Raw genomic sequence first — 26,263 nt, 5'->3', positions numbered from 1 at the left:
CGAGTTTAGTAGCTGGGATTTTTGTTATTTAAGCCCTAGATAACAGCAGCCTATTCGTAATTAAATTTAAAATGAAATAGATTAATACAAAGGAGCCCCAATAGATAAACAAGTTTTCATATCCAAGCAATAATACCCTAAAGAAAACTTTATGAATAAGTACCACTAAGAGTATTAAAAGGCTATTTACTAAAGAAATACCGATAATTTTCATCTTATTTCTCCCTTCTCAATATAAATGACCCGATCTGCTTTTTCGGATATTTCCGGGTCATGCGTAACACAAACGATAGTCTTACCTTGCTTTTTCAAGGCTAAAAATAATTCAATGATTTTTTGTTTGTTTTTATCATCCAAATTGCCAGTTGGTTCGTCCGCAAGTAAAAGTTGAAATGGTTTGAGTAAAATGCGCACAATAGCAATCCGTTGTTTTTCACCACCGCTTAACTGGTATACTTTTTTTGCTAAATAGCTCTCATCCATTCCTACTTCTTCTAAATGCTCTATCATCAGCTTGCGATTTTCCCCACCTGTAATGGATAAGTTTTCAAACACTGTTTCATTTTCCATCAATAGATAATTTTGGAATATAAAACCTAACACCTCTTTTTTTAGAGTCATAACTTCTTTTTTCGTCTGATATTCCATCTCGTTAATAATAACTTGCCCACTATCCTTTGAATCTAGGTGTCCGATAACATTTAGCAGCGTGGTCTTCCCACTACCACTCTCGCCGACGACTGTAATAAATTCGCCAGCTCCAATAGAAAGAGAGACTTTTTCCAAAATCAATTTATCTTGTATCTTTTTACTAACATTAACTAACTCAATCATATTTTTCCCCTTTTAGTATGGCTTTAAAATCTTTATTAATTACTTTTTCCTTTAAGAAATAAATAACACATAGCTCTATGAGGAGAATAACTACACTAAAATATAAAGCAATTGGTTCTTTAGTAATGATGAAAATAACGACTCCCGAAAAAGCACACACGGCCAAATTACTTATAATAAACCATTTACTACTTTTCCAAAACGAATATCCAAATACATGGTAAATAAGTTGTTTATATAAGTTCTCCCGGTAATATGATAATACAAGCAATATCATAAAAGAATAGGAACTTATCGCTAAAATAATCGTACCTATCGATTGCTGATAAATTTGCCATTTTAAAGCAGTTAATTCGCTTGATACTTCTTGATAAACACTCGTTACATTGGTAATTTCTCTTGCATTTGAATTATTAATAAGTGGCAAAATAGCACTAAACGCATCGCCCTTCGTTTTATCAACGAAATATACAGAAGAAGTTACAAGAGCGCCAATACTAGATGAATCAATGTTCCCTGTATAGATAATCGCTATTGGATCTGTGATGTTCCCCGTTCGTAAATCCCCCGCACTACTATCATAGGAAAAATAGTCTTGGTTATTTTGAGCATAAATAATATTGATACTTAAGTCGTCCTTACCTAGCTCTAAAACAGGACGATTCAAAGCCTCATTATACATATTAGCTAGCTTTACCTTTTGAAAATAGAAGTGATCAAGATAAGCTTTTTTTATGTCTTTCTCGAATTCCTTTTTGCTTATAGGAACTATAATATTCAAAACTTTATCATTGATTATTGCTTCATTTTCTACGTTCTGCCCTTGTGCACTTTTAATCGGGTTTAATTTTAAGTAATTAAAATCAATCTCTACGCTGTTACCTTGAGGCGAGTTTATTTCAGAGTCCTTATTCAAATTGGTTTTATATAAAAAAGTATCATTTTCAACCCGCGTAAAATTATTCGAATACATTAAAAACATCTCTTTTTTAGCTGTTCCTTCTTTATAAAAAGCATTTAACTTATCGTTTAATTTTCTATCAGCTTTTAAATCGTCTTCAATATTCTCGGGTAAAATTCCTACGTTTACTTTAAAAATGTTCTTTGCATCATTCCACACGTCCATATTAGCTAGTCTTGTATTTAACGTCTGCAGCGACTGATAGGAAGCTATAATCGTACCTATAAATACACAAAGCAGAGCAAATTTAATAACTAAATTGATAGCCAAATGTTGTTTAGCCGACTGCATATGTTGGTCAGATTTTGGTTGATCGATTTTCTGTATTCTAAGTAATCCAAAGAAATACATCGGAAACAGAATAAAAATCAACAAAAATACATTAAACAAAAGCAACTTCGATACTATTTCTACTGAGTATGCGGATAGCCCTCTTACTAAAACTATGCCAACAAAAACCACCAAAATCACTAACTCACTAAACAATGTAAATTTAATAGTTTTATTGAACAAAGACTTTAATGTAACTAACTTAGAATTTCCCCATATACGATTAACAAATAACCGCTGTTTGGAGTATCTTAAATAGTAATATGTAAAAATAAATAAAATGACAAAACACAAAAGCAAAGTCATAAGTAACGGGATATTAATATATTTCCACCAACTCACGTCAACACTTTTCGTAGTTATTTCCCCGTACTGCTCAAATTCCTTTAAAAAAGCCTGATAAGTATCCTGGTTATCTAAGCCACTTACATAAAAAGTATCACTTAGACCCACATTTTTAATTTGTCCAAAGTCATAAACCTTTAAAGACCAATACTTAGAAGGATGATAAATCACACCCGATTGTTTTTCATCGCCACTTTCCCGATTCGCCAAAAACCGATTTTTATCGGGATAATCTCCTTTTTTAAGCTTTATATTTGGCGAATACTGGGAATTAGAGGCATAAATATTCAAATCACGTTCATCTAAAAATGTATACTGCGCTATGTTAATATTTTTAGTTTTTGAAAATTGCTTTATAGAATTATTAATTTCTAAAACCTGAAAGTCATCTTTATATTTAATCTGCACTTCTGTCTGCCCTTTAAAAAGAAAATCATGGGACAAAGTATTAGTAATAAAATTTAAAAACATTACATTACCAATGACAAGTGTTACTAAAATAATAGTGGAAAGAAACTTTTTCATCACATCATCCTTATCTTAATTCTATTCTTTTAATGTATCATGAATGGACAATGTATAACCAAAATGGTAATGAAATGCCTTATTATCATCATTAATAGCTTAAATCAAAACAATTTAATATTATTCCTGCTCAAATTGTGTAAAAAGCAGCAGAAATTTAATAGATTTGCTTTGAATTAGCTCATTATTCATTTTTCTAATCATCGCAAAACCAATTAGTCACAAAAATTTCGATTTACGCGCATTTTCATAAGTATTTAATTTAAATTTTTAACATAAATACTCAAATTCCGGTAATTTCTATGTATATTTATCCAAACTATCAACCACCCCTTTATCTTTCTTCCCATATATACTACAATAAACTTTAACGAAAAAACGGAACCATCTCCGTTTAAAATAGAAAGGGGTGACTGTATGCTTTTTTATGAGCGAATAAAAATCATGGTCCCACCATTTCCCTGTGAAGGATGTTTTTTTCCCAGATAAATAAATTATTCAGGAGAGTTTTTTATGGAAAAAAACATCGAAACAAAGAAAATCAATTTGGCATTACTTGTTTGTCTTGTAGGGTTTCCACAAATTAGTGAAACTATTTATACACCTTCTTTAACCGAAATTGCTAAGGGCTACGGGGTATCGTTAAACCTGGCTCAGATGACTTTAAGCATTTACTTTCTTGCTTTTGCAGTTGGCGTGTTTTTTTGGGGTGTTAGTTCGGATTATTTAGGACGACGCAAAGCAATGAATTATGGGATATTCATCTATATTCTTGGTTGCTTCGTTTGCCTTCTTTCAAATAATATTACTATGCTTTTTATTGGCCGATTTGTTCAAGCATTTGGGGCAAGTACGGGTTCTGTTACAACACAGACGATTTTGCGCGACAACTATCACGGCAATGATCGCCACCATTTATTTGCAAAAATCTCGGCCGCTTTGGCATTTTCACCAGCAATTGGGCCATTAATTGGTGGGTTTATCGGACAATATTACGGCTTTCGCGTGGTATTTTTATTTTTAGTAGTTATGGGAATGGTATTGCTGTTCTGGAGCTTAAAACGATTACCAGAAACAAAGACAGCGAACGCTACCTCCTTTAGTGTGCAGAAAATGGTAGTAATTGGTAAAAAAATGATATTTGACCGCTATACAATTGCTTTTGGGGTGCTAATTGGAATTTTTAATGGGATATTGTTTAGTTACTACTCTGAAGCTCCCACTATTTTTATTGAGAGGTTTCATTTTAATCAGAGTCAATATGGCTTTATGGGTTGCGCAGTGGCCGTTTCAACTATATTAGGTGCTGGGCTATCGAACTGGCGCCTAAAGCAAAACTCGCCTCATAAAATCATCAAAGAAGGAATTTTATTAGCCCTTATCGGCACACTTGCTCTTAGTATGGTCGCGATTTTCCCGCTAACGAGCCAAGTTGTATTTTATATTCTATTCATCTCTATTATCTTGGCAGGAATCGGCATGGCTTTACCAAATTGTTTAAGTCTAGCACTAGTAAAATTTCAAGAAGTTGCAGGTACGGCTGGTGCCTTTTTAAGCTTAGGTTATTATGTAATTGTCAGTATTTGTACTTTCTTCATTGGCATTTTGCATTCGGGGTCAATGCTTGTATTTCCCGCATTCTGCCTAGTATTACTTCTAATTGCCTTGCTTTGTATAAAAATAGCTACTAGAAATTCTCGCTAAAAAAACCGGAACCGTTTCTAACTTGAAGCGGTTCCGGTTTTATTTTAAATGTCATCGCAATTTAAAAATATTTTATATTTCCCGGAGAATAAAAAAAGTATTAAACTCCTAAAAGTCTAATACTTCTTTGATTAAGCTAATTCTCCATCCATGCTTTCCATTTGAGCAAGGAAGGCTTTTTGCCATTTCTTCTCGTTAAGGAATTCAATTGGAAACTGGGGATCGATTGTATTTAGGATTTTAGCCCAAGCGTCTGTACGTAATGAAGATGCTTGGCGAATCGCTATTACAAACATTATTATTGTTCCGGCAATTAAAAACAGAACTAAAAAAATACCTACAATGATTGTAGCTGGGAAATTTTGGTTTATTGCAAAAAAGTACGTTAGATAGCCTAAAATAAATGCTACTACAAAGAAACTACCGATAAAAGCAAAAGTCTTCTTACGGCTACGTCTATATGTAGAAATACCTAATGCTATTTCCAGCAAAGCCATTTGACGAACTGGGTTATTTTTCTTCGCAACTTGAATACCATATCTATCAATTAGTAAATGCGCTGCTGTTCTTTCCTCTTTGTTATTCTTTGGCATAATGACAAGAAGAACAATTAAAAATGCTATAACCATTAATTGTATCAAAATAACACTCCTATAATAAAAATTTATAGTTAATTATAGCATTATTAAGCTCTTGGCAAATTGTATATTTTGTGAATTAATTATCGCGAGGAGCTCTATAGAAGTAAATAAACTCTTGACAAAGCAAATTTATACTGTAATTGTTTCACATGAAACATTTAGTTCTTAATTTTGGCATCACTAAAGTAACCTAGCGTTTCATCCGTAAATTGACACTCTTACCCCAAATCAGTTAAAGATAGTTCTATTTCTTCCAGTAAAAATTCGCCAAAACTATTAGCAACAACTTTCTTTTCTGTATTGTCTTTGAATGATAAGTTAGTTTCAACTATTACAGGCTCGCCCTCACTCCCAATAATTGAAGTGTCTATCGAAAAAATCGAACCATATCCTGAATTTTTTATCATAATCATCTCTTTATTTATATCCCCAAATGTACGCGCCTGCTCTGTTGCAAACTTGACATCAGGTATGGATGCCGCACTCAAGCCTCGTTTAGAGATACCATAAAAAGATACACCATTAAAAGTTAACGTCCCATATTTTTCTAAAAAAAGCTTATATGTCTCTGGAAATTCGTTCCCTAAAGCATCTTGGTAAATTTTAATTAATTCAGGTGTTCCAGTACCACTAGCATGAAAGGTTATTCCACTTAAAGTTATTAACCGATCTACTTCCTCAAGAAAACTACTAGCCATCATATACACTCCTAAACGAACTTTTATTGTTTTAAGATACTTTTATTATATCACTCTAGGTGTTTATAAAGCTTGTAGAATTCGCGAAAAATATTACAAGAATCGCACTATTTCTATAAAAAAACAATCTTTTGACGCATCTGCTCATCAAAAGATTGTTTCACGTGAAACATATTAAACGTTAAAACGGAAATGAACTACGTCTCCATCTTTCATTTCGTATTCTTTACCTTCTAAGCGTACTTTACCAGCTTCTTTTGCTGCTTGTTCTGAACCGTATTCAAGTAATGCATCATAGGCAACAACTTCAGCACGAATGAATCCACGTTCGAAATCAGTATGAATGATTCCGGCACATTGTGGAGCTTTCATTCCTTTGATGAAAGTCCAAGCACGAACTTCTTGAACACCTGCTGTGAAGTAAGTCGCTAAGCCAAGTAATGTATACGCAGAACGAATCAATTGGTCTAAACCGGATTCTTCAATTCCAAGCGCTTCTAAAAACTCAAGCTTGTCTTCATCTTCTAACTCAGCAATTTCTTCTTCAGCACGAGCACAAACAACGATAACTTCGGAATTTTCACTCGCAGCGAATTCACGCACTTGTTGGACATATTTGTTATCATCCGGGCTAGAAACGTCTTCTTCACTTACGTTAGCTACATATAAAACAGGCTTTCTTGTAAGCAAGAAAAGGTTACGAACGATTTTTTCTTCTTCTTCGTTAAATTCAATTGCACGAGCTGGCTTGTCATTTTCGAAAGCCTCGCGTAATTTAACTAAAACATTATATTCAGCGACCGCGTCTTTATCTTTTTGTTTAGAAAGCTTCTCAACACGCCCAATACGCTTCTCTACTGTTTCTAAATCCGCTAAGATAAGTTCTAAGTTAATAGTAGAAATATCATCCAGAGGGTCTACTCGGCCTTCTACGTGGGTGATGTTTTCGTCATCAAAACAACGAGTTACGTGACAAATTGCATCCACTTGGCGAATATGAGATAAGAATTTGTTTCCTAGTCCTTCGCCTTTACTAGCACCTTTTACAATTCCAGCTATGTCTGTAAATTCAAAAGTAGTTGGAACGGTTTTTTTCGGTTTTACAAGTTCCGTTAGTTTGTTTAATCTGTGGTCAGGAACTTCAACAATTCCTACGTTCGGGTCAATCGTTGCAAACGGATAATTCGCAGCCTCTGCTCCTGCTTTTGTGATTGCATTAAAAAGTGTCGATTTCCCAACATTAGGAAGCCCGACAATACCAGCTGTAAGTGCCATTATATATAAACTCCTTTTCATTAACTTCATTTTGAAAATGCCCGTCAAATAGACATTTTTTCACTAACGTATATTATAAAGGTTTTTCAAATAAAAAGCCACCCACCAAAAAACGAAAACCCTAAAAGGATTTTCGTTTTAAGCTTACTCATTTTAAATCTGCTACATGTTCCTGAAGATTAATACCAGTCCCATCAGCCACTCGATTAGCGAATTCTGGTTCTATTTGGTAGAAGTTTCGCAAATTGCGGATTTTAATATCATCGCGAACGCCAGACCAATCATCAACAATATTTTTCACAAGCGCCGCACGTTCAGCATCGGAATAGCGGTCCCATACTTCTTTTGCATGACCAAAGTTATTTGGTTTTTCAGCAATAAGTCGGCCAGAAATATCACCGCGGATTTCTTGTTCTTGTTCAATAAAAGCTGGATTTTCTTTTGGTTCAGTCTCGTAGCTGTTTGGCTCGTAATTAATTGAACTCGTTTGTTGTTTAAACGGCATATAGCCATCACGTTGGTTGTTGGCAACAGGTGCTTTCGGGCTGTTAATTGGCAGTTGCAAGTAGTTAGGACCTACGCGGTGTCTTTGAGTATCGGAATAAGAGAACAATCTCCCTTGCAGTAAACGGTCCTCAGAAGGAAGCATACCATGAACAAGTACCCCAGGATTAAACCCAACAGATTCAGTCTCCGCAAAAATATTATCCGGATTTCGATTAAGTGTCATTGTCCCTACATGTTCATATGGGAAAACGTCTTCGAACCAATCTTTTGTTGCATCTAATGGGTTAAAATCAAAGCTGTCTAAGTCTTTCGGATCTAGCACTTGCACATATAAATCCCATTCAGGGTAGTCCCCATTTTCAATTGCTTCATACAAATCACGGCTCGCATGGTTAAATTCTTTTGCTTGAATTTGCGTAGCCTGCTCGGTGGAAAGGTTCACAATTCCTGCTTTTGGTACCCAGCGCAGTTTTACGTAAACCGTTTTCCCCTCTTCATTAATCCATTTAAACGCATGAACACTAGAGCCACGGATTTCGCGATAAGAAGCCGGAGTTCCTTCATCACTAAATAAATACATAATCATAGTTGTAGCTTCAGGACTCAAGCTAAAGAAATCCCAGTAGCGGTTACCATCTTGAATATTCGTGCGTGGATCAGGTTTCAGAGAATGAATAACATCCGGAAACTTAATCGCATCACGAATGAAGAATACCGGCAAGTTATTTCCGACAAAGTCATAATTTCCTTCTTCAGTATAAAACTTAACAGAGAATCCACGCGGATCACGCAAAGTTTCTGGTGAATGCTGACCATGAATTACCGTTGAAAAACGAGCAAAAACCTCTGTTTCTGTCCCTTCTTCTTGTAAAAAATTAGCGATAGTATATTTTTTCATGCTTTTTTTAGTGACAAATTTCCCGTGCGCACCAGCACCTCGAGCATGCACAACTCGCTCCGGTACACGTTCTCTATCAAAATGCGCTAATTTCTCAATTAGAACATAATCTTCTAATAAAGTTGGTCCTTTAAGTCCCGCAGTCATCGAATTTTGGTTATCGCCAACTGGCGTACCTTGGTTCGTTGTTAAATTTTTTCTCTCTGTCATATGTAAATACCTCCAATAAAATACTATATCATTTTAATTATAATAATTATTAAATGATACTATTTATATTTTAAAGAAGAAAATACTAAACTTCAACTAAAAGGCTTTAAAAAAAGAGCAGACGACTGTATAAATCGTCTGCTCTCTATTACTCTTCAGCTTTAACTAAAATTTTCTTTACTTTTCGTTCAAATTCACGTCGAGGAATCATGACGCTATGTCCGCAACCTTCGCACTTAATCCGAATATCCATACCCATACGAATAATCTTAAATCGATTGGTACCACAAGGATGAGGCTTTTTCATTTCTACTATATCATTTAAATCGAAATGCTTTTTTTCCATAAACATCACAACCTATTCATCATCAAACTGAATATCTAAAATCTCTAAAATACGATCCAAATCATCATCTGATAAAAATTCAATTTCAATTTTACCTTTTTTATCACGACGTTTAATCGAGACAGCCGTACCAAATTTATCACGTAATTGACTTTCACTCTCACGAATAAAAACAGGCACTCTGGCAGGCTTAATTGTTTCACGTGAAACATTTTCGTTCAAGTTGTTCACAACATCTTCCAGTTGGCGAACTGTTAAACCTTGAGTCGCAGCCTTTTTAGCTGTTGGGATAATATTTTTCTTAAGTTTCAAACCTAGCAACACCCGGCCATGTCCGGCTGACAACGAGCCATCGCGTAACATTACTTGAACTTCTTCAGGCAATGTCAAAAGACGTACAAAGTTAGCGATATATGGTCTACTTTTCCCAACGCGTTCTGCTAATTTGGCTTGCGTTAAGCCCAATTTTTTCATAAGGAACTGATATGATTCAGCTTCTTCAAGTGGAGATAAATCTTCACGTTGTAAGTTTTCAATAACGGAAAGCTCCATCATTTCTTCTTCGGTTAAATCACGTACAACTGCTGGGATTTCTTTTAGTTTAGCTTCTTTTGCTGCACGGTATCTGCGTTCACCAACAACAATTTCATATCCTTTATCTGTATTTCTTAAAATAATCGGCTGTAAAACACCGTGGATTTTAATGGAATCACGTAATTCATTGATTGCTTTCGTATCAAAAATTTTACGTGGTTGATATGGATTTGGCTTAATTTCTTTGATAGCGATATTTTGTACTGTTTCTTCATTCGTATCGACATTGTTAAATAGCGCATTAATTCCTTTACCTAGACCTTTAGCCATGTGCAACCACTTCCTTTGCTAATTCTAAATAAACTTCTGCCCCTTTTGATTTTGCATCGTACAACAAAATCGGTTTTCCGTGGCTAGGTGCTTCACTTAAACGAACATTACGTGGAATGATTGTATTAAATACTTTGTTTTGGAAGTATTTTTTCACTTCTTCTATTACTTGAATACCTAGATTTGTTCTAGCATCAAGCATTGTTAGTAAAACACCTTCAATTTGTAAATCTTCATTAAGATGCTTTTGGACGATTCTTATTGTATTTAGTAACTGGCTTAATCCTTCTAACGCATAATACTCACATTGAACAGGAATCAAAACAGAATCTGCGGCTGTTAAAGCATTTAAAGTCAAAAGCCCAAGTGATGGCGGACAATCAATAATTACATAGTCATAATCATCACGAATTGAGTCGATTGCTTTTTTCAATCTAATTTCACGTGAGATAGCTGGAACTAGCTCTACTTCAGCCCCTGCAAGTTGAATTGTAGCTGGGATAACATTTAGATTATCTAAATCTGTTTTTTGCAACACATCTTGAATCGCCACATCATCAACCAATACATCATAAATGCAGTGTTCGATTTCACCTTTATTTACACCAACACCACTTGACGCATTTCCTTGTGGGTCAATATCTACTAGTAATACTTTTTTACCTAAAAAAGCTAGGCTAGAGCTTAAATTAACGGATGATGTCGTTTTACCAACCCCACCTTTTTGGTTTGCTAGTGCAATCACTTTGCTCAATCTTTTTCACCAACCCTTATTTTGTACCGAGATTTCCGGTTCTTTTATCTTCTATTCTACCAAAAGATTTTCATTTAGTCTTACAAAAAGTAAAAATAAATTGAAATTCGTATTTTGAAAGCTTAAAAATGGTGAAAATGATATTTTTAAAACCTAGAAATGTTTCACGTGAAACATTTTAAAATAAAAAAAGCAACCAACCTAAGCTGATTACTTTTCTATCTTCAATCTACAGAGAATGTTGTCTTAACACCTAGAACCGTGCAGACTTTTTGATACATTCTAAGAGTCAAATCTGGATCCCCTGCTTCTAAACGACCAATAATAACAGGAGATAAATCTGATTTAAGCGCCAAATCTAGTTGTGACCACTTCTTCTCCATTCGTTTAGAGAAAATATATTTACCTAGGCTTGCTGAAAAACTATCTAAGTAATGAGCAATGCCTTCATTTGCTAAAGCTTTATTTTTTAGTGTTTCGAATTGATAGTCTGCGTGACCAATACTTGTTTCTGCTTCGATACGACGCAAGAATACGCGTTTGACTTCTTCGCGGTAAGCGCTCATTTGATCAGTGAACGGGTTTTTATCTTTAAAATAGCCTTTAACGAAGCAATAATATGTTTCATCTCCACTAAATGCAGTGAAGTAAATTAAACGACAATTTTTATCTTTAAAATGTGCTTTCATTTCTTGAATCGGTTGGTCTACAGTTGTTTCCACTCGAGTTGTTTGCAGTGAGTAAGCTTGACTTTTACCGATAATTAAATGGACATCGGGGAGAATTTGCTTACCAGTGCTGAGTTTTCTTGTTTCTGCTGTTTCTAGTTGTAACAGGCCTTGAAATACTAAAGTGGCCATTAGTGGTTCTTCCACAATTAAATTTTGTAAGAAATCATACGCTTGGAACTCATTTTGTTCGTCTTTCACAAAAATGATCTTTGCCATTCGTTTCGTGATTCCACCCAGAGTTGAGTGAATCACTCCCTCCTTTACAACTTTACCTAATTCTATTGTACTTTTTTCTGCTCAAAATTGCACTTATTTTCTCTAATTTTTGTAAAACCGTAAGAAAGTTTATATTCCACTCAAATCGAGTTGTTTTAAATTTAAAAAGAAAAACCCTGCTTTAGTAAGCAAGGTTCGTAACTATTTTTTCGCTTCTTTCGCGATTTGGTACCAACTGTAAATCTTCACTATCGCAAAGAAAGTATAGCCAAACGCGATGAGGTATGCCCCGTAATTAATTAATAGAATGTTGAATCCACTTCCCCAACCAGACTCTTCTGCTACGGCTACTGCTCGGGCATAGGGGCTGGTGAAAAAGCAGGTAATATATAGTGGATTAAAACTTAAAATAGCACTTGTAATCGCTATTACGAAAGATGGAAGTACCATCAAACAACTAATGACACCAACTGCATGTCCAATTATCTTCAAAAACCTCACTGCTACACCTCTTGTTTCTTTTTAGGAATTTGAATGGTAATTTGATAAAAATCATCTGTCTCTTCTTCGGTGAAATCTAGGTCCATTCCGTTATCTTTAACCATTGTGACCGACTGTTTAATCGTGTTCATGGCGATACGTACGTCACGACTAATAGCTTGGCGTTTTGGTTTGTTTTTTTTAGTAGCTACTGGTTTTTTCACGCCTAAAATTTCTTGAATTCTTGCTTCGGTTTGTTTGACGTTCCAGTGATTTTCTTCTATTTCTTGTAAAAGGCTCACTTGCTGTTCTTCCGTTTCTAAAGCTAATAAAGAACGAGCATGGCGCTCTGAAATTTGTTTGTTAAGAACGGCTTCTTGGATAGTTTCTGGTAGTTTTAGAAGACGCATTTTGTTTGCGATGGCAGACTGGCTTTTCCCGACACGTTGCGCAAGGGCTTCTTGTGTCACGTCCTGCATGTCTAGTAAGCTCCGATATGCTTTTGCTTCTTCAATGGGCGTTAATTCCTCACGTTGCAAGTTTTCAATTAACGCTATCGCAGCTACTTCTTCATCATCTAAATTCTGAATAATTGCTGGGATTTTTTCCAATTTCAAAGAAAGTACAGCACGAAAACGGCGCTCTCCTGCAATAATTTCATAATAATCCGGCTCCATTTCTCTAACCACTATCGGCTGAATAACACCGTGAATTCGGATAGTGCGAGCAAGCTCATCAATTTTATCTTGATCAAATACTGTCCGTGGTTGGAATTGGTTCGGGAATATTTTATCCATAGGAAGTTCTAGTACGCGTTGTACTCCTTCTTCTACTATATCATCCATTTGATTCTTATCTTTTTTTCCAAATAAACGTGAAAAAGGCATCTGGGTCCTTCCTTTCCGGAAAATCTTGGGCGCTTCTTTAAATATGTTACTTATCCGCAAGTCTCTTAAACTATTTTAGCAGAAATGTCAGAGAAAAACACGCTTATTCTACAGTTTAAATGCGAAAAAATAGACAGAGCTGCTAAAATTCCCCAGTTCCATCTATTTTCCTAATTTATCTTAATGAAATTCGTCCGTTACCGTATTGATAGTTTTTTCCATATTTTCTCGGTAAGATTCATTTTGTAGTAGCATCATGGAAATAATGTCCATCACATACATTATCGAAAACTGGCTGTTAGCAAAATATCTTTTACTTACGAATAAAGTATTGTAAACCGGGATAGTTACGTCGCTGATTTCGGTCATTTCACTATTTTCAAAACTTGTAAATGTAGCCACTTTACTTTTGTTTTTCTTAGCGATTTTTAGCGCGGTGACTAGCTCTGGGGTGTTACCTGAATTGGAAATACCGATAACGAAATCTTCTTTTGTTGTGATCGAACTGGTAATAATCATCATATGCGGATCGTTGACACTAATAACATTTAACCCCATCCGAATAAGTCGCTGTGACATCTCAACAGCTGTGAGCCCCGAACTTCCGACGCCGCAAATATAGACACGCTTAGCTTCTTGAATATACTGCACCACTTCACGAATCTTCGCTGGTTCAATCAGCTTCACCGTATTATCAATCACTTTATGGTAAAACGAATAAACCTCTTCAAAAAGGTCATCATAACCAAGTGACGGAACCATAGTTGCTGCAGTATTAACCCGCATTTTCAAATCCACAAAACTATCACAACGCACGTGCCGACAAAATCTCGTTATCGTCGAAATGGATGTGCCGGTTTCTTCAGCTAGCTCTTTAATATTAATATTCTTGAGTTCATCACTTTTTTCTAAAATATATTTCGCGATTTGCTTTTCTTTATTCGGTAATCGATTGTAATTTTGCTGAATTTCATTTAAAATCGTCATCTTTTTTGGCCTCTTTCTGGTTTAAGAAATGATAGAGCGCACCAATCATCCCTGCTTCATTTCCCAGCTTTGCAAAAGTAAGATCTGCTGTATCGAACATTGGTGAGATTAATTTAGCTGAAATAGCTTTTTTTAGGCGAGGTTTGAAGAATGACTCTTCTTCCATTAATCCCCCACCAAGCACAATCACTTCTGGGTTGAAAATATAGATTAAGTTTACTACACCTTCGATTAAATTCTCAATCCATTGCTCTATTTCGGTCAGCACAACCGCATCTCCGCTATAAGCCCATTTCATGATTTGACGACCATTTAACGCATTTTCCTCGATATTTTTTCGCGAGGCAACTTGTTTAATTAATGCTTTTGTTGAAGCCACATCTTGGAATTTCCCTTGCGAAAGCTGCATATAACCCACTTCACACGCTGTAAAAGAGTAGCCGTTTATTAATTCATCATTTAATAACATTGCTCCACCGATACCAGTACCAATTGTCAAACAGAGCACGCTCGTTCGTCCCCGTGCTCCGCCTAACCAAAACTCGCCAAGACAGGCCGCGTTTACGTCATTTTCTACTGCGCACGGAAGGTTAAATCGGTGCTCTAATTCTGCTTTTATTTCTGTTCCTGTGTATTCGGGAATTGTATAGCCAGCGTAAATGATATTGCCGTTCAGAGGATCTACAACACCCGCTGAAGCAACACAGACGCCCGCTATGCCCGTTTTTTCCTGTTCGACAATCTGAATAAGCGCCGGCATGATTTGGTTCGCTCCGTCGCTTATAGGGGTCGCACAAGACATAAGCTCACCTATCCGCTTGCCTGCTTGGTTAAACTTGGCATATTTAATACTAGTTCCGCCAATATCAACACAAAGATAATTTTCCATTTCTTCACCTCTTTAGTGAAATTATTATCCTTCTTTTGTTAACTCCTCGTAAAATGCCTGCTCTGAGTTCGCTGCAATCAAACGAGCTACTTTTTCCTCGTCCATGAGTACTTCAGCAAGCTCCGACAATACTTCTAAATGGCTTTCTGAATCTGTTGCCGCGAGCGTAATAATTAGTTTCACTGGGTCGAACATTTCACTCCCAAAATCCACGCCGTCAGCAAGTGTTGCGAAGGTTAAACCGCCGCGAATGACGCCAAATTCTGGTCGCGTATGTGCTAGGGCGATATGTTTAGCAATCACTATATATGGTCCATTATTTTCTACACTTTGAATCATTCCGTCGATATAGCTTTCTTTGATGGCACCTCGCTCTAGTAGAAGTCTCGCGGACGTTTGGATGGCTTCACGCCAATCTTTTGCTTTTAAATTTACCTCAATATCTTCCAAAGTTACTCGGTCCAATAACATGCTCGTGCCCCCTTATTTATTATATTTAGCTATTATTTCTGTTAAATCTACATCCGCCAGCGACTCTCGTTCCATATAATTCGGTGTTAAATCGCTATGTTTCGTTACTTCATTTGGGATGACAAGAACATTTACACCTGCACTATTCCCCGCCAAAAGACCATTGCGCGAGTCTTCTACGATAAGCGCCTCCGAGGGTTTCACATTAAGCGCTCTTAAAGCTTCTAAAAATAAATCTGGTTCCGGCTTAATTCGTGTAACATCCTCCGCCGTAATAATCGCATCAAAATATTCTAACAAGCCTAGTCGTTCCAAATGATAGAGCGGTTTTGGTCGCTGCGATGATGTCGCAAGCGCTAACTTTAAGCCGCGCTCTTTTAATTCACGAATAAAACTTTCCACGCCTTCTTTGGCTGGTAAGCTTTTACTATTTTCAATGAAAGTTGCTTGTGTTTCTGCTTCGAATACTTGGCGATTAATATCCATTTGCTGCGTCTCATTTAATTCACGGAATAAATCGTCCACATTAGATCCGACGCACTGTAAAAATTCCTCAATAGAAAGATCATAATGTTGTTTTGTTTTAAACCAATCTTTAAAAATTTCGTACCAAACTACTTCTGTATCAATAACAATTCCATCAAAATCCATTACAACTGCTTTTAACATCATTTTCCTCCTACCCACTTTACTATTCAAAGCGCTCCTAAAAAGAAGCGCTTACAAATAAGTTAATTCTTTTGTTCTCGGTCTGCAACTATTTTATCTATTAGTTCTTGATATTCAGGTGCGCCGAGGTAATCCGTTATTTCCACATAATAAGCATCTGGTTGTTTTTCTTTGGCTCGGTCGATAAGGGATTTATGCGTCACGACCACATCACATTCGGTCGGCAATTCGTGGATGGCGATGTGGAACACTTTAATATCGTCTAAGCCAGCGTTTTTGATTTTTTTCTGCAGCACAGTCGCGCCCATCGCACTGGATCCAAGCCCAGCATCACAAGCATAAGCGATTCTTTTAACATTTTTAAAATTAAAATCATCTACTGGAGCTTCGAAAACAGAGGAAATGCTACTTTTTTTGCCTTTAAGACCTTCCATTTTCTTCGCCGCGTCTTGTAGCTCTGAATCTTTGTTCCCCATGCGTTTAATAAATGGTATGGCGGTAATGAATGTAACAAGCGCCGCACATAACACCGCGATAATGATTTTAATATGATCGCCGGGTGCTGCCATCATCATGATTGTGATAATACTACCAGGAGAGGCCACACCAACAAGTCCCGCATTTGTCATTGTTAAAATAAATGTTCCTGTCATCCCACCAAGAATTAGCGGTAAAATAAGAATTGGATTCATTAAAACGAACGGGAAGTAAATTTCGTGAATACCACCAAATAGGTGAATAACACTTGCCCCGTAGGAAGATGCTTTTGAGTTTCCTTTTCCAAAGAACATATAACCGAGTAAAATTCCAAGACCTGGTCCAGGATTTGATTCTAGTAAGTAAAGCACCGATTTTCCTGTTTCGGCGAGTTGCAAGGTTGCTAGCGGACTAAGAATACCTTGACCGATCGCATTGTTTAAAAATAAGACTTTAGCTGGCTCAATAATTAAAGCCGTTAGTGGGAGCAAATGATTGTTAATTAACACATCCACGCCACTTGCTAATACTTTTGTTACAGTTTCAACCATCGGAGCAATTGCCACATAAGAAAATAGCGCTAATCCCGCTCCAATAATCCCAATCGAAAAGTTATTAACTAATAGTTCAAAGCCAGCTGGAATTTTTCCATCAATACGTTCATCAAATTTTTTAAGTACCCAAGCAGCAAGCGGACCCATTATCATTGCGCCGATAAACATGGTTATATCCGAACTAATAATTGCTCCCATTGTTGCAACGGTACCAATAACTCCTCCTCGGTAACCGTGAACCGCTCGACCTCCAGCAAAGGCAATAAGCAGTGGTAACAAGTAATTAAGCATTGGTGCGATAAAGCCTTTTAACATCTCAGAGCCTGTTGCGACCCCAATCGCCGTTAAAATCCCCCAAGCCATAAAAGCTCCCAAATTCGGAATGACCATACCACTTAGCTTACTCCCAAACTTCTGTACATGTACCCGAATAGACATATTTCCCCCTCCAATCATATGTGTGGCGCTATTTTATAGTGATACTTCTTTTCCTTCAGCAATGGAACGTTCAATCGCATCTACTACTCGTAAGGAATCATACGCTTCTTTTGGTGTAATGATTGATTTTGTGTTATTCGCAACGTTATTAATAAATGCCATTACCTCCTCAGCTAAATCGCCGGAAACTTCTCCATTTGTGTAATACCAGTGTCTTGAATCCGGATAAGATACCCCTTTTTCACTAACAAAGCGAACGCCGTGATCACAAGAGTCTACATATGCCACACCTTTCGTTCCGACTAATTCTAGTTTGTCGTCAATGATGGTTGGCGAATTTTCTGGCAACACCCAGCAAGCTTCAAGACAAGCAATTGCGCCATTTTCGTACGTAACAATGGCATAAATAACATCATTCATGCCATATTCTTTAAGTAAAACACTGCGGCTTTTGGCGATAACTTTGACTGGCTCGCTATCCATGTACCAGTTAATATAATCAATATCGTGAATCATTACGTGCATACTTAAATCAGAAGCACCTATGTAACGCTTTGGCCCAGTAATTGGGCTGTTACGACGACAATAAAGATGAATAATATCGCCTAATTCGCCGTTATCGAGGCGCTGTTTAATCATATTGAAACGCGGATCAAACCTGAGTAAAAATCCAACTGTAAATACTTTATCGTAGTCTTTTGTAAGTTCATACATTGCTTTGCCGTCTTCTAGTTCTTTTGCAAGTGGTTTTTCAAGTAAAATATGTTTTTTGTGTTTTACAGCTTCCTCCACACAATCACGGTGCATATTATCAGGTAAAACAATGCTCACAGCTTCAATCTCCGTATTTGCTAGGAGTTCGTGGTAGTCTTTATATGCTTTACACTGAAATTTTTCTGCCATTTCTGCGCGTCTTTCATCGTTATACTCACAAATTGCCACTAACTCAACTTGCGGAAGTTTTTGATAAATTTCTGCATGATACTGCCCCATTTGTCCAACCCCAATTACGCCAACTTTGATTTGCTTTGTCATGTCACTTACCTCTTTCTTCTTAGATTTTTTTAATTTCATTTGTAAAGCGGGTGGTTATTTCCTGTGGCCGAGTTACTGCACCGCCAACAACGACGGCATAACAACCTAACGTAAGAACTTGTCGTGCTTTACTAGGCGAGTCAATTTTCCCTTCTGCAATTACTGGGCGCTTCGTACTTTTCAATACTTCTTTCATATGGGAAAAATCGTGGTCGCTGATATTTTTATTCGCCGTTTCCTCGGTGTAGCCGTAAAGTGTCGTGCCAATTAAGTCAAAGCCAAGGGAATCAGCGTAATAAACGTCTTCAATACTGCCTGTGTCTGCCATGAAAAGCGTATCTGGAAACTCTTTTCGAATGGCGCTTAGTATGTCTTTGAGGTCTTCGTTATGTGGTCTTTTTCTCGTTGTTGCATCCATCGCAACAATTTCTACTCCCGTTTCACATATTTCTCTGACTTCTTTTAAGGTTGGTGTGATAAATACGTCGGAATCATCGTAATCTTTTTTGTAAATACCGATAATTGGGACATCCACCTCGCTTTGAATTGCCCGAATATCTTTTGCGGTATTTGCTCGGATACCAACAGCACCACCTTGAACTGCGGCCAGAGCCATTTTCGACATAATAAATGCACTATGAAGTGGTTCGTCTTCTAAAGCTTGGCAGGAAACCACTAACCCACCTTTGATTTTTTCCATAACAGAATTGCCCACTGATACTCCTCCTCTATACTGTGTTTCAGTGTAAAGTATGCGTTTTCAAACAGACTATATCATAAGAAAATGATTTTATCAATATCGATTAAATGAAAATCATTTTCATATTTGGATGTGGTTGCTTATGGAAACTAGCTTTAAAAAATGACGTTGCTGTTAAAAATAAAAAGTCCTTTCGCTTGAAAGGACTTTGTTAGTTTATTCGATTGGTAATTTGTTGGGTGTTCCGGGTTTGCGCGGATATTTATTAGGGGTTTCTTTTGTTTTAGTGATGACGTAGATGTTTCGTTCGCTTTCTTCTACTGGTAATGCGAAAGCGAAATGTTCCTCGACTTTTCCGCCGAATAGTTTGATGGCTTTTTCGGCTGTTTGCAGCTCTTGTTCGGCTTGGGCTGCTTTCATTACTAGGAATGAACCGCCTTTTTTTACAAGTGGCATGCACAGTTCGGATAATACGCTCATTCTTGCTACGGCACGTGCGGTTACAAGGTCGTATTTTTCGCGGTGCGCTTTGTTTTGGCCAAATGTTTCGGCGCGGTCATGGTAGAAATGCACATCGGTTAGGCCTAATTTTTCTGCTAGCGCGTCAAGGAAAGTCATGCGTTTTTTCAAGGAGTCTACGATGCTTACTTTTAGATGCGGGAAGCAGATTTTAATTGGGAGACTTGGAAAACCAGCGCCAGCCCCGACATCACAAATAGTATCGAATTTAGTAAAGTCTACATAAAACGCGGCAGAAATAGAATCGTAAAAGTGCTTTAAATACACTTCTTTTTCGTCGGTAATAGCTGTTAAATTCATTTTTTCATTCCAGTCTACTAACATTTCGAAGTAATCATGGAATTGTTTCATTTGGTCGTCGCTTAGTTCTATTCCTTTTTCAGCGAGCGCCATTTGGAATTGCTCTGGATTCATGTTTTTTCCTCACTTTATTATCGCGATTTTTGCCGTGTTTAGGATGATAGACGGGTTTGGTTTATACTTTTAAACAGGCTTGTACCGTTGATTTTCTATATTTTTAGCTCATTATTTTCAAGTATAAATATTTTCGTGCTATTTAGCAAGCTCGTATTACGTTTAACAATTATCAAACTTATTAGCATTCTCTTTAAAACTTTTTTTGGCTTGGTTTACCCATTTTCCTTTTGCTGTGGTAGAAAGTCCATCTATGTAACCCTGACAATTGCTTTTGATATCGGCTATTTTGTCCCGCTTGATCATTTTTAACATTCGTTTGCGATTTTCTGATGTTGCATGAGTTTGACTCGCCACAAACATCCCAATAAGATTTTTTTCTAGATTTCTGCGTGACTCTAATAATTCTGCTTTTAGTTTATCTATCATGTTATAGATCACGATCCTTTTTTAGCTGATGTAGTTCTTCTTCATAAGAATTCGCTTGTTTCTTATAAAGTGCTTGATGCTCTTCGTGTTCATTTTCTAGTTTTGTTAGTGTGTTTTTTACTGTCCAATCGCCTTCTGCTTGGATAGAACTGATTAAATGGTAGGCTTTTTGCAAGTCTTCAGATGTTTCGTAATCTCTTTTTTGATGGATGTACCTGATTTGTTCAGAAAGGTTTTCTAGTTCTTGGTGAAACCGCCATTTTTCTTGGGATGCATCGTCCATCGCTTCGTCCAATTGCCGTCTTTTTCTATTAAAATCATCGTCCAAATTTTCTAGTTTTAGCAGTAGTTGTCTTTGTTTATCCATACATGCTCCCTATTTGTTTGGCTAATTCTTGGTCGGTTTTTAGCTGGCTTTTTATCGCTTCGTTGATTTGTTCTAGTAATTTATCATATTCTTGCTCTATCTTGGTTGCTTCGACTAAGGATTTTTCGCAATCTTGCACTGTGTCTATCACAATTTTCGGCTCAGTCGCCCCGCCCCAAGCAAGTGCGGCGAGTATTTCTGACTCATATAGATTGGAGCCGATATCCCTTGCATCTGAAAGCGTATCCCGCCACAACTTTTCAGCATTCTCGATTTCTTTATCAAAAACATCTTTTAAAGCTCTAATTTCGCCTTGAATCGTTTGTTTCATCCCTTGCGTAATTGCTAGTGCTTCCGCTGCATCCAAGAATATTTCTTCGGATGAGGATAGGCCACCACCGCTTTTTGTAAAACTGGTTCGCATGATATTGATAGCTGCTAATTGTTGAGCTGTTGCGTATTTGGCAAGTTGAAGGCTTCCTTCTTTATTTGTTAGAATGTTTCCTTCTTTGTCAAACTGATAACCGCCCCACATATGCTGCTCAACCAAACCAGCTTTTTTCGACTCAACCTCTATTAAATGACCAATTGTCGGGTCTCCAATACCATAACCAATTGCCACATAATCCTTCCTATCAATAAAATTAAATAATCTATCTAAAGCGTTTATTGCTTTTACTGTATCTTGTTGTTTTGGCGTTAGGTTGGAGTAGATATTCGGGCCTTGGTAGAAGAAACCGCCGCTGATGCGTTTGATGTCTTTTTTATCTAAGTCTGCGATAGCGTACTGGGCGTTCATGGATCCTAGAGAATGGCCGTATACGTAGATTTGGGCGTTTGGGTAGAGTTTCATTGTTTGTTTTAAGGTTTCTGCGGAGGTTTTTAGTTGGGGTGTTACTGTGGATCCTCCGCCATTTGTGATTTGGATTGCGGTTGGAATATCATTACTTAACCAGTCCTTCCTCACATCTTTATAATCTGGATGTTTTGGAACATTAAAGTTTCCATTAGCAGGTGCGGTAGAACCTTTGTAAAGGATTGTTAGTTCTTTTACTTTGTTTCTTTCGCTGATGGAGGCTGTGGGTGGCGTGTATTTGTCTGTGATGATGTAGGATTGTTCTCCGGTTGGTTTGTTGTTGATTTTTTGGGATACGATTCCTATGGTTTTTTCTTTTTCATCAGAGACAGAGATAATCACTTCTTTCTTAATCTTCAATGGATCATACTCTTTTTTTGCCAGTCTGACTCTGTCTTCATCTGTAATGACTTGATTCATTTATTTTCCCTCCATCTCCCCAATAATTTGGAAAGATTTTCAGACAAACTCGCTCCACCTCCATTTAGCTTGCCATCAAAATTATCCAGGGTATATGTTATATCTAGTTTTGAATCCTTATTTATAATTAATGTAACATTTATCCCTCCCATAGGATTACGCTCGATACTGTTCTTATCGATTTCATAAGACTGTATTTTTCCTTCTTCTGTGAATGCTTTTGCATCCAAGTTTGTCAGCCTTTTTTCAAATACTTGTTTCGCTTCATCACTATAAACTACATTCATCATTTCTTTATTTAATTTCTCTTCGTCCATATAGAATTTCACCCCTAAACCAAAAATGGTTATTACTGTAATTGCTAGTGCTATTATCCATCTTTTTTTCAACTCTTCACCTCTGCTGTATGCTTTTTATTTGTAGGTCTATTTTATCACATGTTAGAAATTTTCACTTTCTTTTTTTTCAGTCTTTTAATCGTCTCTTAGCTCTATAAAAACTCATTTATATCCGTTCAAAAGTCCCAATTTTTTTGTAAGCTCCTTAGATATGCTTGCTCCACCGCTCTTTAATTCTTTATTATTTTTCTTCAGTGTGTATGTTAATTTCAAAGCAGGATCCTTATTAATAACTAATGTAACTATTATTCCACCCATTGGATTAGGCTCTATACTTTCCTCCTCAACTTCATATGACTGAATTATCCCTTCTTTTGTGAAAGCTTTCGTATCAATAAGTTTTATATCATCATTGAATACTTGTTTCGCTTCATCACTATAAACCAGCTTTCTCATTTCTTCGTTTAATTTCTCTTCATCCATATAGAATTTTACCCCTAAACCAAAAATGGTTATCACTGTAATTCCTAGTACTATTACCCATCTCTTTTTCAACTCTTCACCTCTGTTGTATGACTTTTTATCTGTGGGTTAATTTTATTATATGTTAGAAATTTCCGCCTTCTTTTTTCAGTCTTTTTAACATCTATGATTAGTATTGGCGTAATTCATTAGCTCTCTTCTAGTCCATAAGAAGTTTATCAAGATTTCCCGATGTAACTGAAGCTCCACCGCTCAGTTCTCCATTAAAATTGTTCATAGTATATTTTATATATAATTCAGAATTTCCGTTTATAATTAATGTGACATTGATTCCTCCCATTGGATTTTTCTTTATACTTTTCTGATCTATTTTATACGATTGAATTATGCCTTTTTCTGTAAAAGCCTTTGCATCCACAGCTTTCAACCTAACTTCAAATACTTGTTTCGATTCTTCACTATAAACAACCTTCCTCATTTCTTTATTTAATTTCTCCTCATCCATATAGAATTTTACCCCTAGACCAAAAATAACTATTATTACAATCCCTAGTATTATTATCCATTTCTTTTTCAATCTTTCACCTCTGTTTGTCTTGCAAGTTCTTTAGATATAATTGCGCCTCCACCGCCTAATACACCGTTATTCCTACTCATAGTGTAAGATGCATACAACTCAGAATTATTATTAATAATTAATCTAACTTCTATCCCGCCCATTGGATTGTACTTTATACTTCCCTCATCAATTTTGTACGATTGAATTATACCTTCTTTAGTAAATGCTTTTGCATCCAGATTTGTTAATCTTTTTTCGAATACTTGTTTTGCTTCATCACTATAGACTACTTTCAACATTTCTTTATTTAATTTCTCTTCATCCATATAAAATTTTACCCCTAAACCAAAAATAATCATTATTGCAATTCCAAATAGTATTATCCCTCTCTTTTTCACACATTCACCTCTGCAGTATGCCTTCTTCTATGCAATCCCATTCTACCTTAATTAAAAACAAGAAAAAACCACATTATTCAACGGAAACTTTCAACTTAAACGGTAAGTTTGAAGTTTCCGTGAACATGTGGTTTCAGTTATTATAGTAATCCGTGTTCTTATTTACTTATTTTCGCTATCTTCCCTTGCTCGATGTAAACTAGCAATATAGATATATCGGCTGGGTTTACCCCGCTGATACGGCTAGCTTGGGCGATGGAAAGGGGTTCGATTTTCTTTAATTTTTCTAGGGCTTCTGTTGCGAGGCCGCTGATTGCATCATAATCGATGTTTTCTGGGATTTTTTTGTCTTCCATGCGTTTCATTTTTTCTACTTGAAGGTTTGATTTTTGGATGTAGCCTTCGTATTTAATTTGAATTTCTACTTGTTCAGCGATTTCGTCGGTCACAAATGTTTCACGTGAAACAATTTGGGCGATTTTGTCGTAAGTTATTTCTGGGCGACGAAGTAAATCTGCTGCTAGAATTCCGTCTTTTAGTTCACCTGAGCCGATTTCTTTTAACATTGCTTGAACTTCAGCAGTTGGTTTAATGCGTGTTTTTTGTAGTCTTTCTTTTTCTGCTTCAATCGCTCTTTGTTTTGCTAAAAAGCGTTCATAACGTTCGTCGCTAATTAAGCCGATTTCGTGACCGATTTCTGTTAAACGTAAATCTGCATTATCATGACGTAATAGTAAACGGTATTCGGCGCGAGATGTAAGTAAACGATATGGTTCTTCGGTTCCTTTTGTTACTAAATCGTCAATTAAAACGCCGATATAAGCTTGATCGCGACCGAGGATAACTGGTTCTTTTTCAAAGACTTTGCGTGCTGCGTTGATTCCTGCCATTAAGCCTTGTCCGGCTGCTTCTTCGTAACCACTTGTACCATTAATTTGGCCGGCTGTGAAAAGTCCTTCAACTAATTTAGTTTCAAGTGATGGCCACAGTTGGTCTGGCATTACTGCGTCATATTCGATAGCGTAGCCAACACGCATCATTTCTACATTTTCAAGTCCCGGAATAGTTCTTAGCATTTCGCGTTGCACTTCTTCTGGCAAACTGGTGGAAAGACCTTGGACATATACTTCTTCGGTGTTTTTGCCTTCTGGTTCAAGGAAGATTTGGTGTCTTGGTTTGTCGCTGAAACGAACAATTTTATCTTCAATGGATGGGCAATATCTTGCGCCAGTGCCTTTTTTCGTTGCTGTAAACATTGGTGAACGGTGTAAATTTGCTTGGATTATTTCGTGAGTTGTTTCGTTTGTATAAGTTAACCAACACGGTAATTGTTCTAGCATCATTTCTACTGTATCAAAACTAAATGCGCGCGGATGATCGTCACCCGGTTGTTCTTCTGTTTTTGAATAGTCAATCGTACTTGATTTTACACGCGGTGGTGTTCCTGTTTTAAAGCGGCGCAGTTCAAAACCTAGTTCTTCCAAGTGCTCTGAAAGTTTCACAGATGGTTGTTGGTTGTTTGGACCGCTTGAATAGCGCAGTTCACCGACAATAATTTCGCCACGCGAGAAAGTTCCGGTAGTAATAACGACTGTTTTCGCGTAGTAAATTGCGCCACTGTTTGTAATAACGCCTTTACACACGCCATCTTCAATCACTAAACGGTCAACAAGACCTTGGCGCAAAGTGATATTTTCTTCTTTTTCAATCGTGTGTTTCATTTCGTGTTGGTAATCCCATTTGTCTGCTTGGGCACGTAATGCGCGAACAGCGGGACCTTTACCTGTATTTAGCATCCGCATTTGAATGTAAGTTTTGTCTGTATTACGGCCCATTTCTCCGCCAAGTGCATCAATTTCGCGCACAACTACTCCTTTTGCTGGGCCTCCAACAGAAGGATTACATGGCATAAAAGCGACCATATCTAAATTTATCGTTAACATCAGCGTTTTGGCGCCCATTCGACCACTGGCAAGACCTGCTTCTACTCCCGCATGGCCTGCACCAACAACGATGACGTCAAAAGTTCCTGCATCATAGGTTTGCATTTTATA

Annotated in this window: 30 protein-coding genes; 1 reads left to right on the top strand and 29 read right to left on the bottom strand. The window is 36.9% G+C overall.

Features of this window, described 5'->3' with window-relative positions:
• Positions 1–28: 28 nt before the first annotated feature.
• The 3 genes from AC4PG8_RS11185 to AC4PG8_RS11175 are packed head-to-tail and all read right to left on the bottom strand — an operon-like array spanning position 29 to position 2,995.
• On the bottom strand, positions 29–214 hold the full coding sequence (locus tag AC4PG8_RS11185) for a bacteriocin-like WGxF protein (RefSeq protein ID WP_045552755.1): 186 nt from the start codon (positions 212–214) through the stop codon (positions 29–31).
• Positions 211–834 carry an ATP-binding cassette domain-containing protein gene (locus tag AC4PG8_RS11180; RefSeq protein WP_003772792.1) on the bottom strand — a complete coding sequence of 208 codons (624 nt, stop codon included), beginning with the start codon at positions 832–834 and terminating at the stop codon, positions 211–213. Before AC4PG8_RS11180 ends, AC4PG8_RS11185 begins: the two co-directional genes overlap by 4 nt.
• On the bottom strand, positions 827–2,995 hold the full coding sequence (locus AC4PG8_RS11175; RefSeq protein ID WP_492170372.1) for a bacteriocin-associated integral membrane family protein: 2,169 nt from the start codon (positions 2,993–2,995) through the stop codon (positions 827–829). The genes AC4PG8_RS11180 and AC4PG8_RS11175 overlap by 8 nt, the downstream gene beginning before the upstream one ends.
• Positions 2,996–3,508: 513 nt before the next feature.
• Here AC4PG8_RS11175 and AC4PG8_RS11170 point away from each other — a divergent pair.
• The gene (locus tag AC4PG8_RS11170) at positions 3,509–4,699 is read left to right on the top strand and encodes a multidrug effflux MFS transporter (protein WP_185625577.1); all 1,191 of its coding nucleotides are present in this window, start codon (positions 3,509–3,511) and stop codon (positions 4,697–4,699) included.
• A 131-nt stretch (positions 4,700–4,830) separates the two neighbouring features.
• Here the strand turns inward: AC4PG8_RS11170 and AC4PG8_RS11165 are convergent, their stop codons facing one another.
• The 26 genes from AC4PG8_RS11165 to mnmG form a co-directional block, all read right to left on the bottom strand.
• Positions 4,831–5,340, bottom strand: coding sequence for a hypothetical protein (locus AC4PG8_RS11165; protein ID WP_045553774.1), 510 nt, complete (start codon positions 5,338–5,340; stop codon positions 4,831–4,833).
• 218 nt (positions 5,341–5,558) lie between these two features.
• Entirely contained in the window at positions 5,559–6,038 is a 480-nt protein-coding gene (locus AC4PG8_RS11160; protein WP_010991448.1) for an SMI1/KNR4 family protein, read from the bottom strand.
• 174 nt (positions 6,039–6,212) lie between these two features.
• A complete protein-coding gene (ychF, locus tag AC4PG8_RS11155; RefSeq protein ID WP_003722138.1) occupies positions 6,213–7,313 on the bottom strand; it encodes a redox-regulated ATPase YchF in 1,101 nt (366 codons plus the stop codon).
• Between the two features lie 148 nt (positions 7,314–7,461).
• Complete coding sequence (locus tag AC4PG8_RS11150; protein WP_492170371.1) at positions 7,462–8,928, bottom strand: catalase; 1,467 nt, start codon at positions 8,926–8,928, stop codon at positions 7,462–7,464.
• A 148-nt stretch (positions 8,929–9,076) separates the two neighbouring features.
• A complete protein-coding gene (locus AC4PG8_RS11145) occupies positions 9,077–9,280 on the bottom strand; it encodes a DUF951 domain-containing protein (protein ID WP_077904843.1) in 204 nt (67 codons plus the stop codon).
• Between the two features lie 6 nt (positions 9,281–9,286).
• Positions 9,287–10,138 carry a ParB/RepB/Spo0J family partition protein gene (locus AC4PG8_RS11140; protein ID WP_160464639.1) on the bottom strand — a complete coding sequence of 284 codons (852 nt, stop codon included), beginning with the start codon at positions 10,136–10,138 and terminating at the stop codon, positions 9,287–9,289.
• The gene (locus tag AC4PG8_RS11135; RefSeq protein WP_003722150.1) at positions 10,131–10,892 is read right to left on the bottom strand and encodes a ParA family protein; all 762 of its coding nucleotides are present in this window, start codon (positions 10,890–10,892) and stop codon (positions 10,131–10,133) included. Before AC4PG8_RS11135 ends, AC4PG8_RS11140 begins: the two co-directional genes overlap by 8 nt.
• A 224-nt stretch (positions 10,893–11,116) precedes the next feature.
• Positions 11,117–11,875, bottom strand: a complete 759-nt coding sequence (locus AC4PG8_RS11130) for a helix-turn-helix domain-containing protein (RefSeq protein ID WP_077957546.1) — start codon at positions 11,873–11,875, stop codon at positions 11,117–11,119.
• Between the two features lie 165 nt (positions 11,876–12,040).
• Complete coding sequence (locus tag AC4PG8_RS11125) at positions 12,041–12,340, bottom strand: hypothetical protein (protein ID WP_492170370.1); 300 nt, start codon at positions 12,338–12,340, stop codon at positions 12,041–12,043.
• 2 nt (positions 12,341–12,342) lie between these two features.
• Positions 12,343–13,206 carry a nucleoid occlusion protein gene (gene noc, locus AC4PG8_RS11120; RefSeq protein WP_492170369.1) on the bottom strand — a complete coding sequence of 288 codons (864 nt, stop codon included), beginning with the start codon at positions 13,204–13,206 and terminating at the stop codon, positions 12,343–12,345.
• A gap of 180 nt (positions 13,207–13,386) precedes the next feature.
• Positions 13,387–14,193 (bottom strand): MurR/RpiR family transcriptional regulator, encoded by an 807-nt coding sequence (locus AC4PG8_RS11115; protein ID WP_003772775.1) that lies wholly within the window; start codon positions 14,191–14,193, stop codon positions 13,387–13,389.
• Positions 14,177–15,082, bottom strand: coding sequence for an ROK family protein (locus AC4PG8_RS11110; RefSeq protein ID WP_492170368.1), 906 nt, complete (start codon positions 15,080–15,082; stop codon positions 14,177–14,179). The genes AC4PG8_RS11115 and AC4PG8_RS11110 overlap by 17 nt, the downstream gene beginning before the upstream one ends.
• Positions 15,083–15,106: 24 nt before the next feature.
• On the bottom strand, positions 15,107–15,553 hold the full coding sequence (locus tag AC4PG8_RS11105; protein WP_003764438.1) for a PTS sugar transporter subunit IIA: 447 nt from the start codon (positions 15,551–15,553) through the stop codon (positions 15,107–15,109).
• Between the two features lie 12 nt (positions 15,554–15,565).
• The gene (locus tag AC4PG8_RS11100; protein ID WP_185513062.1) at positions 15,566–16,222 is read right to left on the bottom strand and encodes an HAD family hydrolase; all 657 of its coding nucleotides are present in this window, start codon (positions 16,220–16,222) and stop codon (positions 15,566–15,568) included.
• Between the two features lie 62 nt (positions 16,223–16,284).
• On the bottom strand, positions 16,285–17,691 hold the full coding sequence (locus tag AC4PG8_RS11095) for a PTS mannitol transporter subunit IIBC (RefSeq protein ID WP_010991455.1): 1,407 nt from the start codon (positions 17,689–17,691) through the stop codon (positions 16,285–16,287).
• A 33-nt stretch (positions 17,692–17,724) separates the two neighbouring features.
• A complete protein-coding gene (locus AC4PG8_RS11090) occupies positions 17,725–18,726 on the bottom strand; it encodes a Gfo/Idh/MocA family protein (RefSeq protein WP_003768738.1) in 1,002 nt (333 codons plus the stop codon).
• Between the two features lie 19 nt (positions 18,727–18,745).
• Positions 18,746–19,441, bottom strand: a complete 696-nt coding sequence (locus AC4PG8_RS11085) for an N-acetylmannosamine-6-phosphate 2-epimerase (RefSeq protein ID WP_160464642.1) — start codon at positions 19,439–19,441, stop codon at positions 18,746–18,748.
• A gap of 201 nt (positions 19,442–19,642) precedes the next feature.
• The gene (gene rsmG / locus AC4PG8_RS11080) at positions 19,643–20,359 is read right to left on the bottom strand and encodes a 16S rRNA (guanine(527)-N(7))-methyltransferase RsmG (RefSeq protein ID WP_003772767.1); all 717 of its coding nucleotides are present in this window, start codon (positions 20,357–20,359) and stop codon (positions 19,643–19,645) included.
• 162 nt (positions 20,360–20,521) lie between these two features.
• A complete protein-coding gene (locus AC4PG8_RS11075) occupies positions 20,522–20,788 on the bottom strand; it encodes a hypothetical protein (RefSeq protein WP_003764445.1) in 267 nt (88 codons plus the stop codon).
• Between the two features lies 1 nt (position 20,789).
• A complete protein-coding gene (locus AC4PG8_RS11070; protein ID WP_492170367.1) occupies positions 20,790–21,155 on the bottom strand; it encodes a hypothetical protein in 366 nt (121 codons plus the stop codon).
• Positions 21,148–22,431 (bottom strand): Mbeg1-like protein, encoded by a 1,284-nt coding sequence (locus AC4PG8_RS11065; protein WP_492170366.1) that lies wholly within the window; start codon positions 22,429–22,431, stop codon positions 21,148–21,150. The genes AC4PG8_RS11070 and AC4PG8_RS11065 overlap by 8 nt, the downstream gene beginning before the upstream one ends.
• A complete protein-coding gene (locus AC4PG8_RS11060) occupies positions 22,428–22,820 on the bottom strand; it encodes a DUF1310 domain-containing protein (RefSeq protein ID WP_045553767.1) in 393 nt (130 codons plus the stop codon). Before AC4PG8_RS11060 ends, AC4PG8_RS11065 begins: the two co-directional genes overlap by 4 nt.
• Positions 22,821–22,931: 111 nt before the next feature.
• Complete coding sequence (locus AC4PG8_RS11055) at positions 22,932–23,324, bottom strand: DUF1310 domain-containing protein (RefSeq protein ID WP_010991461.1); 393 nt, start codon at positions 23,322–23,324, stop codon at positions 22,932–22,934.
• Positions 23,325–23,451: 127 nt separating this feature from the next.
• Complete coding sequence (locus AC4PG8_RS11050) at positions 23,452–23,829, bottom strand: DUF1310 family protein (RefSeq protein ID WP_185482422.1); 378 nt, start codon at positions 23,827–23,829, stop codon at positions 23,452–23,454.
• Positions 23,826–24,209 (bottom strand): DUF1310 domain-containing protein, encoded by a 384-nt coding sequence (locus AC4PG8_RS11045; protein WP_492170365.1) that lies wholly within the window; start codon positions 24,207–24,209, stop codon positions 23,826–23,828. The genes AC4PG8_RS11050 and AC4PG8_RS11045 overlap by 4 nt, the downstream gene beginning before the upstream one ends.
• Positions 24,210–24,367: 158 nt before the next feature.
• Positions 24,368–26,257: a tRNA uridine-5-carboxymethylaminomethyl(34) synthesis enzyme MnmG gene (mnmG, locus tag AC4PG8_RS11040; RefSeq protein WP_033533759.1), complete on the bottom strand. Its 1,890-nt coding sequence runs from the start codon at positions 26,255–26,257 to the stop codon at positions 24,368–24,370.
• Between the last annotated feature and the right edge of the window lie 6 nt (positions 26,258–26,263).

The organism is Listeria sp. MAN/IMW/UF555 (assembly GCF_058684075.1).
Note: the sequence above shows the minus strand (reverse complement) of the source record. Positions and strands in the feature narration are given on the sequence as shown.

Bases quoted from the DNA above. Each gene is read 5' to 3' on its own strand.
- AC4PG8_RS11145 (WP_077904843.1), bottom strand. From the start codon at position 9,280: ATGTTTATGGAAAAAAAGCATTTCGATTTAAATGATATAGTAGAAATG.
- noc (WP_492170369.1), bottom strand. From the start codon at position 13,206: ATGCCTTTTTCACGTTTATTTGGAAAAAAAGATAAGAATCAAATGGAT.
- AC4PG8_RS11160 (WP_010991448.1), bottom strand. From the start codon at position 6,038: ATGGCTAGTAGTTTTCTTGAGGAAGTAGATCGGTTAATAACTTTAAGT.
- AC4PG8_RS11075 (WP_003764445.1), bottom strand. From the start codon at position 20,788: ATGATAGATAAACTAAAAGCAGAATTATTAGAGTCACGCAGAAATCTA.
- AC4PG8_RS11110 (WP_492170368.1), bottom strand. From the start codon at position 15,082: ATGGAAAATTATCTTTGTGTTGATATTGGCGGAACTAGTATTAAATAT.
- AC4PG8_RS11140 (WP_160464639.1), bottom strand. From the start codon at position 10,138: ATGGCTAAAGGTCTAGGTAAAGGAATTAATGCGCTATTTAACAATGTC.
- AC4PG8_RS11150 (WP_492170371.1), bottom strand. From the start codon at position 8,928: ATGACAGAGAGAAAAAATTTAACAACGAACCAAGGTACGCCAGTTGGC.
- mnmG (WP_033533759.1), bottom strand. From the start codon at position 26,257: ATGCAAACCTATGATGCAGGAACTTTTGACGTCATCGTTGTTGGTGCA.
- AC4PG8_RS11105 (WP_003764438.1), bottom strand. From the start codon at position 15,553: ATGTTATTGGACCGAGTAACTTTGGAAGATATTGAGGTAAATTTAAAA.
- AC4PG8_RS11175 (WP_492170372.1), bottom strand. From the start codon at position 2,995: ATGAAAAAGTTTCTTTCCACTATTATTTTAGTAACACTTGTCATTGGT.
- AC4PG8_RS11185 (WP_045552755.1), bottom strand. From the start codon at position 214: ATGAAAATTATCGGTATTTCTTTAGTAAATAGCCTTTTAATACTCTTA.
- AC4PG8_RS11170 (WP_185625577.1), top strand. From the start codon at position 3,509: ATGGAAAAAAACATCGAAACAAAGAAAATCAATTTGGCATTACTTGTT.
- AC4PG8_RS11065 (WP_492170366.1), bottom strand. From the start codon at position 22,431: ATGAATCAAGTCATTACAGATGAAGACAGAGTCAGACTGGCAAAAAAA.
- AC4PG8_RS11095 (WP_010991455.1), bottom strand. From the start codon at position 17,691: ATGTCTATTCGGGTACATGTACAGAAGTTTGGGAGTAAGCTAAGTGGT.
- rsmG (WP_003772767.1), bottom strand. From the start codon at position 20,359: ATGAATCCAGAGCAATTCCAAATGGCGCTCGCTGAAAAAGGAATAGAA.
- AC4PG8_RS11070 (WP_492170367.1), bottom strand. From the start codon at position 21,155: ATGGATAAACAAAGACAACTACTGCTAAAACTAGAAAATTTGGACGAT.
- AC4PG8_RS11100 (WP_185513062.1), bottom strand. From the start codon at position 16,222: ATGTTAAAAGCAGTTGTAATGGATTTTGATGGAATTGTTATTGATACA.
- AC4PG8_RS11115 (WP_003772775.1), bottom strand. From the start codon at position 14,193: ATGACGATTTTAAATGAAATTCAGCAAAATTACAATCGATTACCGAAT.
- AC4PG8_RS11090 (WP_003768738.1), bottom strand. From the start codon at position 18,726: ATGACAAAGCAAATCAAAGTTGGCGTAATTGGGGTTGGACAAATGGGG.
- ychF (WP_003722138.1), bottom strand. From the start codon at position 7,313: ATGGCACTTACAGCTGGTATTGTCGGGCTTCCTAATGTTGGGAAATCG.
- AC4PG8_RS11180 (WP_003772792.1), bottom strand. From the start codon at position 834: ATGATTGAGTTAGTTAATGTTAGTAAAAAGATACAAGATAAATTGATT.